Consider the following 14,269-nt stretch of genomic DNA (forward strand, 5'->3'; position numbering starts at 1 on the left):
TCATCCAAGCGAAAGGGCCCACATCGATGACCACCCACGCACCCCGCCGCACCGGAAGAGCCCCCCGCACCGCAGTGGGCCTCATCGCGGCGGGCGCCCTCCTCCTGGCCGGTCTCAGCCCGGCCCAGGCAGCCGCCCAGGACGACCGGAAGCAGACGGCGAAGCCCACCATCGTGCTGGTGCACGGCGCCTGGGCGGACGCCTCGTCGTGGACGCGGGTGATCGCCCGCCTCCACGACGACGGCTACACGGTCAGGGCCGTGGCCAACCCGCTGCGTTCGCTGTCGGGCGACGCCGCGTCCGTGAAGGCGTTCGTGGCGACGCTGGCCGGGCCGATCGTGCTCGTCGGTCACTCCTACGGCGGGGCGGTGATCACGAATGCGGCCACGGGCAGCGCGAGCGTCAAGGCCCTGGTGTACGTCAACGCGTTCGCCCCCGACGCCGGCGAGTCGGCGACGGAGCTGGCGGGGCCGGACTCCGCGCTGTCGGTCCCTGATCCGACGACGGTGTTCGACCTCGTTCCTCCCACCCTGCCGCCCACCGCCGGCACGGAGCTGTACCTGAAGAAGGCGACCGTGCTGGCGTCGTTCGCGACCGGGCTGGGCGCCGCCGACAAGGCGCTGGTGGCGGCGACGCAGCGGCCGGCCACGCTCGGGGCGCTCAACGAGCCGTCCGGCGCCCCCGCCTGGCGGACGATCCCGTCCTGGTACGTCATCGGCGCCAGGGACCAGATCATCCCGCGTGGCGCGCAGCGGGCGATGGCCGCGCGGGCCGGTTCCACCGTCGTCGAGTACGACGCCGGGCATGTCGGCCTGATGACGGATCCGAGGACGGTCACCCGGGTGATCGAGCAGGCGGCGCGGGCGGGCGTCGTCCAGTAGGGGCATCCGCGAGAGGGCACCGGGCGGTGCCCTCTCGCGGGGTTCAGCAGGCCAGGTTGATGGTGGCCGGGATGCCCTGGCGGGCCATCTTGGCGTACGGGCAGAGCGCGGTGGCCTGGGCGAGCAGCGGGGTGGCGGTGTCGCGGTCCACGCCCGGCCAGGTGACGGCGAGGTCGGCGCGTAGCTGGTAGCCGCCGTCGGCCGGGTCGCGGCCGAAGGTGACGGTCGCCTCCACGATGATCGGCGCGGGGTCGAGGAGATGCTGGCGGGCCAGCATGCTGAGGGCGCCCTGGAAGCAGGCGGCGTACCCGGCGGCGAAGAGCTGTTCGGGGTTGGGGCCGAGGTTGTCGCCGCCGAGTTCCTCGGGCATGCGCAGCTCCAGGGCGAGGGCGCCGTCGGCGGAGCGGGCGCGTCCGGTGGCGCGGGCGTGGGCGGAGCTGCCGCCGGTGACGGCGACGCGCGTGACGTAGAGCGGTTTGAACGTGGGTTCGAGCGTGGAGCCGCCGGGGGCGTCAGGTGCGGTGTGGTCTGTCACTGGATGCCTTTCGAAGAGAGCCGTGCCGACGCGAGCGGCGCCGCCGTGACGGCGGTTCCTGCCGTGCCGGCGAGTACCGCTGGGGCGTCCCGTAGCGCCCCGATCGCGGCCGGCCGCCCGGTCGCCGTGACGAACCGGACGCAGGCCTCGACCTTGGGCCCCATGGACCCGGCGGGGAAGCGCATGGCGCCCAGCTCGGCGGCGTCCACCTGGAGCAGGGGCCGTTCACGAGGGGTGCCGAAGTCCTGCCGTACGGCGTCCACGTCGGTGAGCACGACGAGCCGGTCGGCGCCCAGCTCGATGGCCAGGAGCGCCGCCGTGAGGTCCTTGTCGACGACGGCCTGCGCGCCTTCCGAACGCCCGCCGCGGGTGACGACGGGCACCCCGCCTCCGCCGCCGCAGATGACGGTGGTCCCGGCGGCGGCGAGGTGCCTGATCGTGGGCAGTTCGACGACGGCGCGGGGCGCCGGGGAGGCGACGACGCGGCGCCAGTCGCGGCCGTCCCTGGCGATGCTCCATCCGTGCTCCCGGGCGAGCCGCCGGGCGGTCAGCTCCGGGTAGCCGTTGCCGACGAACTTCGTGGGGGTGCGGAAGGCCGGGTCGTCCGCGTCCACCTGGGTGCGGGTGACGATGGTGACGACCGGGCCTGTCAGGCCCGCGTTGCCGAGCTCCTGCGCCAGCCAGTAGCCGATCATGCCCTGGGTCTGGGCGCCGAGCGTGTCGAGCGGGTACGGGTGGGTCAGCGCGGGGTCGTTCTCGCTCTCCACGGCCAGCATCCCGATCTGCGGCCCGTTGCCGTGGCAGAGCACCAGCGTGTGCTCGGCCGCGAGCGGCGCGAGCGCGCGGGCGGCGGCGCGCACGTGCTCGCGCTGCACCAGCGCGTCCGGGCGTTCCCCGCGTTCCAGCAGGGCGTTGCCGCCCAGCGCGACGACGAGCAGCATGTCACTCCCCCAGCGCCGCGACGAGCAGCGCCTTGATCGTGTGCATGCGGTTCTCCGCCTGCTGGAAGACCACGGACGCGGCCGACTCGAACACCTCGCCGGTGACCTCGGCCCCGGTGAGCCCGTAGCGCCGGTGGATCCGCCTGCCCAGCTCGGTGGTGGTGTCGTGGACGGCGGGCAGGCAGTGCAGGAACCGCGTGTCGGGACGGCCGGTGGCGGCCATGACCTGCGGCGTGACCCGGTAGGGGGTGAGCAGCGGGACGCGCCGGTCCCATTCGGCGTCGGCCTCGCCCATGCTGACCCACACGTCGGTGTGGACGAACGCGGCGCCGTCGAGCGCCGCCGGCAGGTCGCCGGTGACCAGCACCCGGGCGCCGCTGGTCAGCGCCAGCCGCTCGGCCTCCTTCACCAGCGCTTCCGGCGGGCGCAGCTCGTCGGGGGTGGCGATCCGCACGTCCATGCCGAGCATGGCGCCGGTGACGAGCAGCGAGCGGGCGATGTTGCCGCGCCCGTCGCCGGTGAAGCAGAAGCTGATCGCCTCGACGGGGCCGGGCTGGTGCTCGCGCATCGTCAGGACGTCGGCGAGCATCTGGGTCGGATGCCACTCGTCGGTGAGCCCGTTCCAGACGGGCACGCCGGCGTGCCTGGCCAGCTCCGCCACGGTCTCCTGGGCGAACCCGCGGAACTCGATCCCGTCGTAGAGCGCGCCCAGCACCCGCGCGGTGTCCGCGACGCTCTCCTCCTTGCCCAGGTGGGAGCCCGACGGCCCGAGGTAGGTGACGTGGGCGCCCTGGTCGTAGGCGGCGACCTCGAACGCGCAGCGGGTGCGGGTGGAGTTCTTCTCGAAGACCAGGGCGATGTTGCGGCCCGTCAGCACGGGCTGTTCGCGTCCGGCCCGCTTGGCCAGCTTGAGTGCGGCGGCACGGTCGAGCAGCTCCAGGAACCCGTCGCGGCCGGGGTCTGTCGGGGTGAGCAGCGAGCGGGTCTTCCCGGCTCCCTTGAGCGTGCGGGTCACTTCGGCTCCTTCGAGCGTGCGGGTCACTTCGGCTCCTTCGCGGGCACGGGGTCACGCAGGACGGGGCAGGTCATGCACCGGGCGCCACCGCGCCCGCGGCCGAGCTCGCTCCCGGCCAGCGGGATGACCTCGAGGCCGTGGTCGCGCAGCATGGCGTTGGTCGCGGTGTTGCGTTCGTAGCCGAGCACCACGCCGGGCGCGATCGCGAGGAAGTTGTCGGCGTCGTTCCACTGCTCCCGCTCGGCCTGACGGCGGTCCCCCGCCGCGGTGAGGACGCGGACGCCGTCGTCCCGCAGCGCCTCCCGCAGGCCGGCGGTCAGGCCCGGCAGGCGCTCGGCGCGGACGCCCTTGCCCTCGCAGGCGGGGGTGAGCAGCCAGACCCGCGCGGTGTCCTGGTCGAAGTAGGGGTAGGCGACGAAGGTGGCGACGTCGACCATGGTGAGGACGGTGTCCAGGTGCATCGTCGAGCGGGCCTTGGGCAGCTCGACGGCCAGGACGCGGTGGGCGTGGCCGCCCGCGAACAGCCGCCGGGCGAGCGCCTCCATGCCCATCGGCGTGGTGCGCTCGCCCATGCCGACCATGACGACGCCGGGGGCCAGGACGTGGATGTCGCCGCCCTCCAGGGTGGCGGGGGCGTGGCCGAGGTCGTCGTCGCCGTAGACGGTGGCGAAATCGGCGCCGGCGAACAGCGGGTGGTGCCGGTAGACGGTGCGGGTGTTGACGGACTCGCGGCTACGGGCCGGCTTGGCCATCGGGTTGACGGCGACGCCCCGGCCGATCCAGGCCGCGTTGTCGCGCTGGAACAGCGTGTTGGGCAGCGGGGTGAGCAGGAAGTCGTCGTCGCCGAGGCTCTGCCACGTGACGCTGGCCCTGCCGGGCACGTCGAGGTCCGACTTCAGTACGCCGCCGATCAGGTAGCCGGCCAGCAGCACCGGGTCGAGGTCCATGAACAGGGCCCGCAGCTCCCAGGCGAGTGCCCGCCCGAACCGCTCGTCGGTGCAGATCCGCTCGACGGCGAAGCGCCTGCCGTCCTCCGTGGCGAGCGCCTCCGCCAGCAGGTCGGCGAACAGGTGCACCCGTACGCCGTGGTCGCGCATCACCTCGACGAACGCGTCGTGCTCGCGGCGGGCCCTGTCGGCCCAGAGCACGTCGTCGAACAGCAGGTCAGCGGCGTTCTCGGGGGTGAGCCTGTCCAGCTCGCGGCCGGGCCTGTGCACGATCACCTCGCGCAGCCCGCCGATCTCGGAGTGGATGCCGACGGTCAGCGCGACGTCCTGGTCCATGGTCATCAGGTCAACTCCGGGATCTCGCCGTGGACGTGGGGGTTCATGGTCATGACGCCGCCACCGGGATCTCGCCGTAGGCGCCGCGTCGGGCCTTGACCCACACGTACACCGGCACGCCGAGCAGCAGGCAGAACGTCCCGTAGTAGACGGCCTGGTAGCCGCTGCCCGCCAGCGCCCAGAACCCGAACACCAGGGCGAGCGCCGAGACGGTGACGTCGCGGGCCAGGTGCGCGGCCCGCAACCGCCTGCCGTCGGTGGCCAGCCAGTAGAGCTGCGCCGCCGCGGACAGCAGGTACGGCACGACCGAGGTGAGCACCGACAGCAGCACGACGGTGATGAACACCTGCTCGAAGCTGGTGTAGCTGACGACGGTGAGCCCCGCCGCCAGCAGGGTGGAGACGACGATCCCGAACGCGGGCACCCCGGCCCTGCTCTGCCGGGCGAACCGGGCGGGGAACAGCCCGTCGCGCGCCGCGGCCCGCGGCATCTCGGCCGTGATCAGCGTCCAGCCGACCAGCGCCCCGAACCCGGACACGACGGCCGCCGCCGCGACCGTGGCCCCCGCCCACTCGCCGCCGAAGATCGCGTTGGCCGAGTCGGTGAAGGGCGCGCTGGAGCCGACGAGGTCGTCGTGCGCGACGGTGCCGAACACGGTGATCGTGCCGAGGATGTACACCCCCGCGCAGGCCAGGGTGCCCAATACGGTGGCCCGGCCGACGTTCCGCTTCGGGTCGCGGACGCGGGCGGCGGCGACCGACGCGGTCTCGATGCCGAGGTAGCTGAACAGGGCGATGGCGCCCGCCGCGCTGATCGCGCCGAGCCAGGAGGTGCCGCCCGCGTTGAACTCGCCGAAGTTCGCCGAGTCGATGAACAGCAGCCCGGCCGTCGCCATGAACAGCAGCGGGACGAACTTCAGCACGGTCGCGACGACCTGGAACGCGGCGAAGCTGCGCAGCCCCATGAGGTTGACCAGCGCCGGCAGGAACAGCCCGGTCAGCGCGATGGCGATCGACCAGCTGGTCTCGTGCCCGGTGTTCCAGAACACCTCGACGTAGCCGACCCAGGCCACGACGATCGCCGCGTTCCCCGCCCAGGCGGTGATCCAGTAGCTCCAGGCGATGAGGAAGCCGGCGAAGCCGCCGAAGGCGTCGCGGGCGTAGACGTACGGGCCGCCCGCGCCGGGCAGCCGCTCGGCGAGGCCGCGGAACGTCAGCGCCAGCGCGATCGCGCCGATGGTGACGAGCCCGAACGCCACCAGCGAGATCGGGCCGAACACCGCCAGGGCGGACGGCAGTGCGAAGACGCCGGTGCCGATGACGGAGCCGACCACCAGGGCCGAGGCCGTGCCGAGCCCGAACCTGCCGCCCGGCTCCGGCTCGTCGTCCGGGGGCGCCGGGGGTGCGCCGGGGGCCGGGGCCCGGCGGTGGGAAACGCTCATGATCCACCTCTCTCGTAGCGGGTGGGGATCGATTCGCTCACTTGGACCGGGCGGCCCCGCACGTCTGTGACAGCGCGGGGGCAGGCGGGACCGGGGCTGGCTAGCGGGCGGCCCTGGACGGCCGGTGGGTGCGCGCGGGCTCGCGGGACGGGCTCAGGGCGATCGTGATCGCCACCGCCAGGACGCAGGCCGCCGCGATGGCCGTGGCCACGCCGTGCACCCCGATCCACGTCACCGCCGGCGGCAGCACCAGGACGACGACGGCGCACCCGGCGATCACGGCGGGGTGGATGACGGACTCGGGCTCGATCGGCGTGTGCACCACCCACAGCAGCAGCAGGAACAGGCCGACGGGGATCGCGACGGCGTAGGCGACGGTGAGCGGCGTGGCCGCGACGGCGTGCCCGCTCTGCTCGACCGCGACCTCCAGACCGGCGCCGAGCGCGGCCAGGGCTGCGAAGATGCCGTAGTGGCCGTACCCCCACCGGTAGGAGCGGTCGCGCCGCCCGCGCAGCCCTTCACCGGCCTCCACCAGGAAGTACAGCCACCACAGGGCGAACAGCACGACGAGCCCGGAGACGGCGACCATGATGAAGGGGCCGCTGACCGCGTCCGACTCCAGCGCCCTGGCCACGCCCCTGGACGCGGCGAGCACGCTCTCGCCGAGCAGGATGATCGTGAACAGCCCGTACCGTTCGGCGATGTGGTGCGGGTGCCAGGTGGTGGGCTCGGCCCGTTCCGCCCACAGCGGCACGGCCAGCTCCAGCGCCGCGAGGAGCAGGAAGAGCGGCAGCTCGATGCTCAGCGGCGCCAGCCACGAGTGGTACACCCAGGCCACCGTCAAGAGGGTGATGCCGCCGGCGTAACGCAGCGCGGTGCGCCGCCGCGCCGGGTCCTCGGCGGCGACTCGCAGCCACTGGGCGACCAGCCCGATCCGCATGATCACGTAGCCGAGCGTGACGAACCGGTAGTCGGTGTGCTCGCCGGCGGCCGGCACGCCGGCCGCCAGGACCAGCACGCCGGCCATCTGCACCATGGTCAGCACCCGGTAGGCGACGTCGTCGGTGTCGTAGGACGAGGCGAACCAGGTGAAGTTCATCCACGCCCACCAGATCGCGAAGAACACCTGGAGGAACGGCACGATGCCGTCCGTCGCGTGTCCTTCGACGACCTGGTGGGCGAGCTGGGCGGTGATGGCGGCGACCGCGACCACGAACGTGAGGTCGAACAGCAGCTCCAGCTGGCTGGAGACGCGGTGCGGCTCGTCGACGGGACGCGCGCTCATGCGGATGCGGAGCCGGATTCTGGCGGGTGGCAAGATGTCGATCCTGTCGCTGCGTGGGGTGGTCTCCCGGTAAGACAGGACAGGCGCCCGGCTTCGTGACGGTTTCTCTCAGGAATTGGCCAGGACGGGCGGCGCGGCGGCGGGCCGGCGCTCGAAGCCGGTGCGGCGGGCGAGCGCGAGCACGCAGCCGAGCGTCAGGACGAGCAGCGCGACGTAGTGCCCGACGACGGGCCAGTGGCTGCCGCCGCCGCTGGTCAGCAGCCACTGCGCGACCAGCGGGGTGGAGCCGCCGATGATGGTGCTGCAGAGCTGGTACGACAGCGAGATGCCGGTGTAGCGCACCCGTACCGGGAACGCCTGGGCCAGGAAGCCCGCCAGCAGCGCGTAGTACGACGCCCCTGTCACCACGCTGAGCGCGAGCGCGATCGCGATCATCGGCCCGTCGCCGGTCGTGATGAGCAGGAACATCGGGACGGCGACCAGGATGTTCCCCGCCAGGGCGCCCGTCATGACGCGCAGCGCGCCGACTCTGTGGGCGATCAGCCCGGCGACGGGCTGCCACAGGAACTGCACGATGGCGGTGATCAGCAGCACGTCCAGCATCGTCTGCCGGGGCACGCCCAGGGCGGTGGTGGCCCACGACACGAGGAAGGTGTTGGTGAAGTAGGCGGCGGAGATGCCCAGCGCGCTGGCCCCGACGCCGAGGGCGACCAGCGGCCACGAGGTGCGCAGCACCGTCACGATGGGCAGCCGGACGGGCGGCTCCGTCTCGCGCGAGGCGGAGAACTCGGCGGACTCACTGACGGTGAGCCGCACCACCAGCCCGAACACCACCAGGACGGCCGACAGCAGGAACGGCACGCGCCAGCCCCACTCCAGGAAGGCGCCGTCGGGCAGCCGCCCCACCACCACGAAGACCAAGGTCGCCAGCAGGGAGCCGGCGGGCGAGCCCTGCTGCACCCACATGCCCGCCAGGCCGCGGCGGCCCTGGCCGGCGCTCTCGGTGGCCATCAGGACGGCTCCGCCCCACTCGCCGCCGACCGCGATGCCCTGGAGGGCGCGCAGCAGCACGAGCAGCAGCGGCGCCGCGTACCCGATGGACTCATAGGTGGGCAGGACGCCGATCAGCGTGGTGGCCGTCCCCATCAGGACCAGGGTGATGACCAGGACGTTCTTGCGGCCGAGCCGGTCGCCGAGGTGACCGAAGAGGATGCCGCCGATCGGGCGGGCCAGGAAGCCGACCCAGAACGTGGCGAACGCGGCCAGCGTCCCGGTCGCGCCGTCGGACTCGGGGAAGAACAACGTGCCGAAGACCAGGGCCGCGGCGGTGCCGTAGATGAAGAAGTCGTACCACTCGAGTGCCGTGCCGACGAACGAGGCGATCGTGGCGCGTCTGCTCTGACGCGAGCTTGGTGAACCGTCGGACATGGGGGGATCCTTCTGACGGGAGTGACAGGGGAATCGGTTGGGCGGATCAGTCTGCGTGACGCGCACCCTCGTCGTCCAGCGGCGGGGGTGTCAGGCCGTGGCCGAGTCCTCCTCGACCAGCCAGGTGCGGATCTGCTTGCGGGAGACGATGCCGAGTTTGACGAACACCTTGCGCAGGTGCCATTCGACGGTGTGCGGGCTGATGAAGAGCTGCGAGCCGATCTCCAGGTTCGTCAGCCCGTCGCCGGCCAGGCGCGCTATCTGCGCCTCCTGCGCGGTCAGCGTCGCGCTCACCTCGGCGGTGCGCCGCCCCACCTTCTCGCCGGTGGCCTGCAGCTCGCGGCGGGCGCGTTCGGCGAACGCCTCGGCGCCCATCCTGTTCAGCGCCTCGTAGGCGGCGCTCAGGTGCTCGCGCGCGTCGGCGCGGCGGTTCTCCCTGCGCAGCCACTCGCCGTAGAGCAGGCGGGCGCGGGCGTGGGGGACGCGCGCCTCGGTGCGGCCCAGCCGCTCGATCGCCTCCCGGTACAGGTCCTCGGCGGCCGGGCCCTCGCTGACCTGGGCGCGCACGCACGCGGACGTGCCGAGCGCCCAGTCGGTGCCGCTGGCCCCGGCCAGCTCGTCGAGCCGCGCGGCGGCCTGGGCCGCCTGCACCGGCCTGCCGGTCCTGGCCGCGGCCTCGACCAGCTCGATCAGCGACCGGATGAGCGCCCCGCCCAGCTCCTGCGGGTGCCCGCAGCCCCGCTCGGCCGCGGCGTAGGCCTCCTCGTAGCGGCCGAGGCCGTTGCAGAGGACCGCGGTCGCCCACTGGGTGGCGGTCTCCGCCTTGGCCTCCCCCTGCAGTGCGGTCTCCCGGGTAACGGCTCTGATCGCCTGGCGGGTCGCGCTCTCCCGGCCGCGCAGCGGCTCGAACACCAGGGCCGTGTACCGGGCCAGGAAGCGGCTGCCGGTTACCTCGCCGATCGCCTGCGCCTCGGCGAGCAGCGTGTCGGCGTCGGCGAGGTCGCCGGCCAGCGCCCGGTTCGACACGCGCATCAGGAGGGCCTCCGGCAGTATCGCCAGCGCTCCCGTCTCGCGGGCCAGGTCCACCAGGCGGGCGGACAGCGCCGACCAGCCGTCGAAGTCCCACACGTTGTGGGCCAGGCGGCAGGCGAAGGGGAGCCAGCCCAGCCCTTCCTCCGTGGAGACCGGGCCGGCGCGGAAGGCGTCCAGGCCGCGCAGCACCATCGGCGCGCCTGCCGCGTAACCCTCGGTGGCGATCAGGGCCAGGCCGTTCAGCAGCAGGTCCTCGCGTTCGCGGGCGGGGCCGGGAGGCGCGGCCAGGATCGCCCTGGCGACGTCGGCCAGGCTCGGGCCGTCCGGCAGGCCGCCCGCGGTGATGACCGCGTGCAGCGCGTCGCGGTAGGACTCGCGGGCCAGCCCGGGGTCCAGCGGTTCGAGCCGCCCTGCCGCTTCGAGCAGCAGCGGCAGGGCGGCGCCGGCGCTGGTGGAGGCGAAGGTGATCTGGCCGCGCAGCAGGCGGGCGCGGGCGCGTTCGTGTTCGTTCAGCGGGCTGAGGGTGGCCGCGTCGAGCAGGCCGAGGGCGTCGTCGTACCCGCCGGCCAGGTACTTGGCCTGGGCCGCGGCCAGCGCCCTGCCCCCGCGCCTGGCGGGGTCGGGGGTGAGCTGGGCGGCCCGTTCCAGGAACGCCGCCGCCGCCGTGATCCCGCTGCGGGCCCGCACCCGCTCGGCCGAGCCGGCCAGCTCGGCGGCCACCGTCTCGTCGGTTCCCGCGGTGGCGTTGGCCAGGTGCCACGCCCGGCGTTCCGGGTCGGCGCGCGGATCGATCGCGTCCGCCAGCGCCCGGTGCACGCACTGGCGGCTCTCCGGGGTGGCCGCCCGGTAGGCGGCGGAACGCACCAGCGGGTGCACGAAGCGCACCCGCGTCCCGAGGGTGATCAGCCCCGCCGACTCGGCCGGCGCGGCGGCGCCCTCGTCGATGCTCAGCGTCTGGGCGGCCCTGGACAGCAGGGTCACGTCGCCCACCGGCTCGGCCGCCGCGACCAGCAGCAACTGCCTGGTCGGGGCGGGCAGCGACTCGACGCGGCGCAGGAAGCCGCGCTCGGCCCGGCCGGGCGACGGCGCGTGGGGCAGGCCGTAACCGGCGGCCAGGTCCGCCGGCGCCAGGCCCCTGGGCAGCTCCAGCAGGGCCAGCGGGTTGCCCTGCGCCTCGGCGACGATCCGGTCCCTGACGCGCGCGTCGAGCCGGCCGGGGGTCATGGAGTCGAGCAGGGCGCGGGCGTCGGCGTCGCTCAGCCGTCCCACGTCGAGCCGCGCCAGCCCCGCCAGCTCCGCGCGCAGGCCGGGCTCACGTACCGCGATCACCAGCCCGATCCGCTCGGCGAGCAGCCGGCGCGCGATGAACGCCAGGGTCTGCGCGGAGACCTGGTCCAGCCGCTGGGCGTCGTCGACGAGGCAGATCAGCGGCTCCTTCTCGGCGACGTCGGCGAGCAGGCCGAGCACCGCCAGCCCGAACAGGAACCGATCGGGCGGCGGGGCCGCGCTCAGCCCGAACGCCGCTTCCAAGGCCTGGCGGCGCGGCTGCGGCAGGCGGTGCAGCCGGTCCAGGAACGGGGCGCAGAGCTGGTGCAGCCCGCTGAAGGCCAGCTCCATCTCCGACTCCACGCCCGTCGCGCAGGCCACCCGGCAGCCTGCCGCGCTGTCGCGCGTGTGCTCCAGCAGGGCCGTCTTGCCGACGCCCGCCTCGCCCCGCACCACCAGGACGGCACTGGAGCCGCGCCCGGTCTGCACCGTGGCGACGAGCTCGTCCAGCCTCTCGCACTCGAATCTCCGGCCGTACAGCCGCACCCGGACTCACCACCCCTCGGCCCGCTGTCGGACGCCCGCCGCCGACGTTCGTACTGTGCCCGGGGCGACCCCCCGGTCGCCTCCGGGTGACCCTGGTGGGGGTCCCTAGTGTCCCCAGGGGTGCCCGATGAAAGTTTCACGGCGCGTTGACAGTGAGGAAAGCGCTTTCCTACGGTGTCGCTGCAGGCGCTCGATGTCGAAGGAGCAGGTGAACCAGGGATGAGACGAGCAGTCGCGTCACGAGTCCACGCGGTGCTGGCCGCGGTGGCCGCCGCGGCGGCGGTCGGCACCGCCGCCGTGGCCTTACCGATGACGCAGGCGTCGGCGGCGGCCGACGGCGCCACCGGCTACGCGAGCAGCAACGGCGGGACGACCGGCGGCGCCGGCGGCCAGACGGTGCGCGCCACCACGGGGACCGCGATCCACGCGGCCCTGTGCGGCCGTGCCAGCAGCAGCACCCCGATCACCATCGAGGTCGAGGGCACCATCAACCACGGCAACACCGCCAAGGTGTCGGGCGGGAGCTGCAACACCGCGGCAGGGGTGATCGAGCTCAAGCAGATCAGCAACGTCACCATCATCGGGGTCGGCGGCGGCGCCGTCTTCGACCAGCTCGGCATCCACATCCGGGAGGCCAGCAACATCATCATCCGCAACGTGACGATCCGCAACGTCAAGAAGTCGGGCTCGCCCACGTCGAACGGCGGCGACGCCATCGGCATGGAGAGCGGCGTGCGCAACGTGTGGGTCGACCACGCCACCCTGGAGGCCTCCGGCGGCGAGTCGGAGGGCTTCGACGGCCTCTTCGACATGAAGGACGACACCCAGTACGTGACGCTGTCCTACAGCATCCTGCGCAACTCGGGGCGCGGCGGGCTCATCGGTTCGAGCGAGAGCGACCTGTCCAACGGCTACGTCACCTTCCACCACAACCTGTACGAGAACATCGACTCCCGCACGCCCCTGCTGCGCGGCGGCGTCTCGCACATCTACAACAACTCCTACGTGAGCCTGCACGAGTCGGGCATCAACTCCCGGGCCGGGGCGCGCGCCAAGGTGGAGAACAACTACTTCAAGGACTCCAAGGACGTCCTGGGCACCTTCTACACCAGCGAGGCGGGCTACTGGCAGGTCGCCGGGAACATCTTCGACAACGTGACCTGGTCGGCCCCGGGCAGCGAGAACAACCCGGCCGGGCCGAACCCGCAGTCCAACACCTCGGTCAGCGTCCCCTACTCCTACACGCTCGACGGGGCGAGCTGCGTGCCGGCCGTCGTGCGGCAGACGGCCGGGGCGAACAAGGGCTTGCAGGTGTCGAACGGCAGTTGCACGCCGCAGACGCCGACCCCCACCGTCACGCCCACGGTCACCCCGACCGTCACACCGACCGTCACCCCGACCGTCACGCCCACGCCCGGTGGGACGAACCTCAGCATCGGAGCCGGCTCGGACGGCTCCAGCAAGGCCGACGGGACGAGCTACGGCAACGTGCGGGACGGCAACCTGAGCACCTACTGGTCGCCGTCGGGCTCGACCGGTGACATCTCGATCAAGTGGGGCTCCGCCACTACCGTCTCCAGGGTCGTAATCCGCGAGGCGGCCGGGGCGGAGGGCCGCATCGGAGCGTGGCAGCTCCTCAACGCGGGCAACGGGGCCGTGCTCAAATCGGGCAGCGGGGCCGGGACCATCACGTTCACCCCGGCGTCGCTCAGCAAGATCACCTTCAGGATCACGGGCTCGTCTGCCGCGCCCAGGATCGCCGAGTTCGAGACCTACGCCGGATGAGCGACCGCCCGGGCCCGCCGTGACCGCGGGGCCGGGCGTCGCCCCTCGCTCAGCGGAACAGCGCGTCGTCCAGGGCGAAGTGGATGGACTCGCCGTCCCTCCATCTCTCCGTCCCCGGCCACCACCCGCCGCGGACCCGGGCGGGAATCGTGAACCCGTCGAACGTCCCCTCCTCGACGCATTCCATACCGAAGGCATGCTCGTGGTAGGCGGTGCCGCCGGGAGCGCCCCACCGGGTCGTGGTGACGCTGTCCAGCCGCCCGTCCGGCGCGACGGCCAGCGTCACCTCGTGGTCCTCACCGCCGATCGGCATGGCGGCGACCGCGTGGCGCTCGTCCAGGGCCTTCCAGCGGACGCGCGGATCGAGCGCGGCGGCGGGCGCGAGGACGAGCTCGCAGGCGAGCCGCCCGGCGGCGCCGCGGGTGACGTCGGGCCCGCCGCCCGTCACCATCGGGAAGGCGCCGAACATCCGCCAGCGGGTCTCACCGGCTCCCGCCCGGTACCGGTCGAGGCCGCGCACCGACGTCATCCCGAGCGAGGCGGTTCCCGCCCAGACGTAGCCTTCCAGCGGGAGCAGGGCCTCATTGGCGTGGAAGCGGTGCCACTCGCCGAGCCTGATCGTGCCCCGCATGCTCAGGACGACCGCCCGCAGCAGGGGCGTGCCCGGCTCGATGGCGTGCAGCAGCCAGCGTCGCGCCGGTTCCGGCAGCAGCCCGGCCAGGTCGGGGTCGAAGGCGGGTGGCCGCCGCGTGGGGCGTTGCAGCAGGTCCCAGTCCTGGCGGGCCTGCTCGGTGAGGCGGGGCGGGGCGAGGACGACGGTCATGGCCGGCT

At 73.4% G+C, this 14,269-nt stretch carries 11 protein-coding genes; 2 read left to right on the forward strand and 9 right to left on the reverse strand.

What is annotated here, in order from left to right:
• Window positions 1–26 precede the first annotated feature (26 nt).
• Window positions 27–881 (forward strand): alpha/beta fold hydrolase, encoded by an 855-nt coding sequence (locus tag FXF51_RS20735; RefSeq protein ID WP_148436166.1) that lies wholly within the window; start codon window positions 27–29, stop codon window positions 879–881.
• Between the two features lie 43 nt (window positions 882–924).
• On the opposite strand, the gene FXF51_RS20740 is transcribed toward FXF51_RS20735, so the two are convergent.
• The 8 genes from FXF51_RS20740 to FXF51_RS20775 all read right to left on the reverse strand — a co-directional run bounded on the left by FXF51_RS20740 (window position 925) and on the right by FXF51_RS20775 (window position 11,653).
• The gene (locus FXF51_RS20740) at window positions 925–1,416 is read right to left on the reverse strand and encodes an Ohr family peroxiredoxin (RefSeq protein WP_148436167.1); all 492 of its coding nucleotides are present in this window, start codon (window positions 1,414–1,416) and stop codon (window positions 925–927) included.
• Window positions 1,413–2,357, reverse strand: coding sequence for a carbamate kinase (locus FXF51_RS20745; RefSeq protein ID WP_148436168.1), 945 nt, complete (start codon window positions 2,355–2,357; stop codon window positions 1,413–1,415). The genes FXF51_RS20740 and FXF51_RS20745 overlap by 4 nt, the downstream gene beginning before the upstream one ends.
• 1 nt (window position 2,358) lies before the next feature.
• On the reverse strand, window positions 2,359–3,372 hold the full coding sequence (argF, locus tag FXF51_RS20750) for an ornithine carbamoyltransferase (RefSeq protein WP_262379705.1): 1,014 nt from the start codon (window positions 3,370–3,372) through the stop codon (window positions 2,359–2,361).
• Between the two features lie 23 nt (window positions 3,373–3,395).
• Complete coding sequence (locus FXF51_RS20755; RefSeq protein ID WP_262379697.1) at window positions 3,396–4,661, reverse strand: arginine deiminase; 1,266 nt, start codon at window positions 4,659–4,661, stop codon at window positions 3,396–3,398.
• Window positions 4,662–4,704: 43 nt separating this feature from the next.
• Window positions 4,705–6,096, reverse strand: a complete 1,392-nt coding sequence (locus FXF51_RS20760; RefSeq protein WP_148436169.1) for an amino acid permease — start codon at window positions 6,094–6,096, stop codon at window positions 4,705–4,707.
• A 100-nt stretch (window positions 6,097–6,196) separates the two neighbouring features.
• Window positions 6,197–7,414, reverse strand: a complete 1,218-nt coding sequence (locus FXF51_RS20765) for a low temperature requirement protein A (RefSeq protein WP_222871387.1) — start codon at window positions 7,412–7,414, stop codon at window positions 6,197–6,199.
• A gap of 75 nt (window positions 7,415–7,489) precedes the next feature.
• Entirely contained in the window at window positions 7,490–8,809 is a 1,320-nt protein-coding gene (locus FXF51_RS20770) for an MFS transporter (RefSeq protein WP_148436170.1), read from the reverse strand.
• Window positions 8,810–8,899: 90 nt separating this feature from the next.
• Complete coding sequence (locus tag FXF51_RS20775; RefSeq protein WP_148436171.1) at window positions 8,900–11,653, reverse strand: ATP-binding protein; 2,754 nt, start codon at window positions 11,651–11,653, stop codon at window positions 8,900–8,902.
• A gap of 219 nt (window positions 11,654–11,872) precedes the next feature.
• Between FXF51_RS20775 and FXF51_RS20780 the strand changes: the two genes are divergently transcribed.
• Window positions 11,873–13,438, forward strand: a complete 1,566-nt coding sequence (locus FXF51_RS20780) for a polysaccharide lyase family 1 protein (RefSeq protein WP_148436172.1) — start codon at window positions 11,873–11,875, stop codon at window positions 13,436–13,438.
• A gap of 49 nt (window positions 13,439–13,487) precedes the next feature.
• On the opposite strand, the gene FXF51_RS20785 is transcribed toward FXF51_RS20780, so the two are convergent.
• On the reverse strand, window positions 13,488–14,261 hold the full coding sequence (locus FXF51_RS20785; protein ID WP_148436173.1) for a DUF6544 family protein: 774 nt from the start codon (window positions 14,259–14,261) through the stop codon (window positions 13,488–13,490).
• Between the last annotated feature and the right edge of the window lie 8 nt (window positions 14,262–14,269).

Origin of the sequence: Nonomuraea sp. PA05 (assembly GCF_008086045.1) — a bacterium.
Classification (GTDB): Bacteria; Actinomycetota; Actinomycetes; order Streptosporangiales; family Streptosporangiaceae; genus Nonomuraea; species Nonomuraea monospora.

Excerpts from the sequence above, each read along its gene's own strand:
- FXF51_RS20755 (WP_262379697.1), bottom strand. The coding sequence starts at position 4,661 with ATGACCATGGACCAGGACGTCGCGCTGACCGTCGGCATCCACTCCGAG.
- FXF51_RS20735 (WP_148436166.1), top strand. The coding sequence starts at position 27 with ATGACCACCCACGCACCCCGCCGCACCGGAAGAGCCCCCCGCACCGCA.
- FXF51_RS20745 (WP_148436168.1), bottom strand. The coding sequence starts at position 2,357 with ATGCTGCTCGTCGTCGCGCTGGGCGGCAACGCCCTGCTGGAACGCGGG.
- FXF51_RS20770 (WP_148436170.1), bottom strand. The coding sequence starts at position 8,809 with ATGTCCGACGGTTCACCAAGCTCGCGTCAGAGCAGACGCGCCACGATC.
- FXF51_RS20760 (WP_148436169.1), bottom strand. The coding sequence starts at position 6,096 with ATGAGCGTTTCCCACCGCCGGGCCCCGGCCCCCGGCGCACCCCCGGCG.
- FXF51_RS20780 (WP_148436172.1), top strand. The coding sequence starts at position 11,873 with ATGAGACGAGCAGTCGCGTCACGAGTCCACGCGGTGCTGGCCGCGGTG.
- FXF51_RS20785 (WP_148436173.1), bottom strand. The coding sequence starts at position 14,261 with ATGACCGTCGTCCTCGCCCCGCCCCGCCTCACCGAGCAGGCCCGCCAG.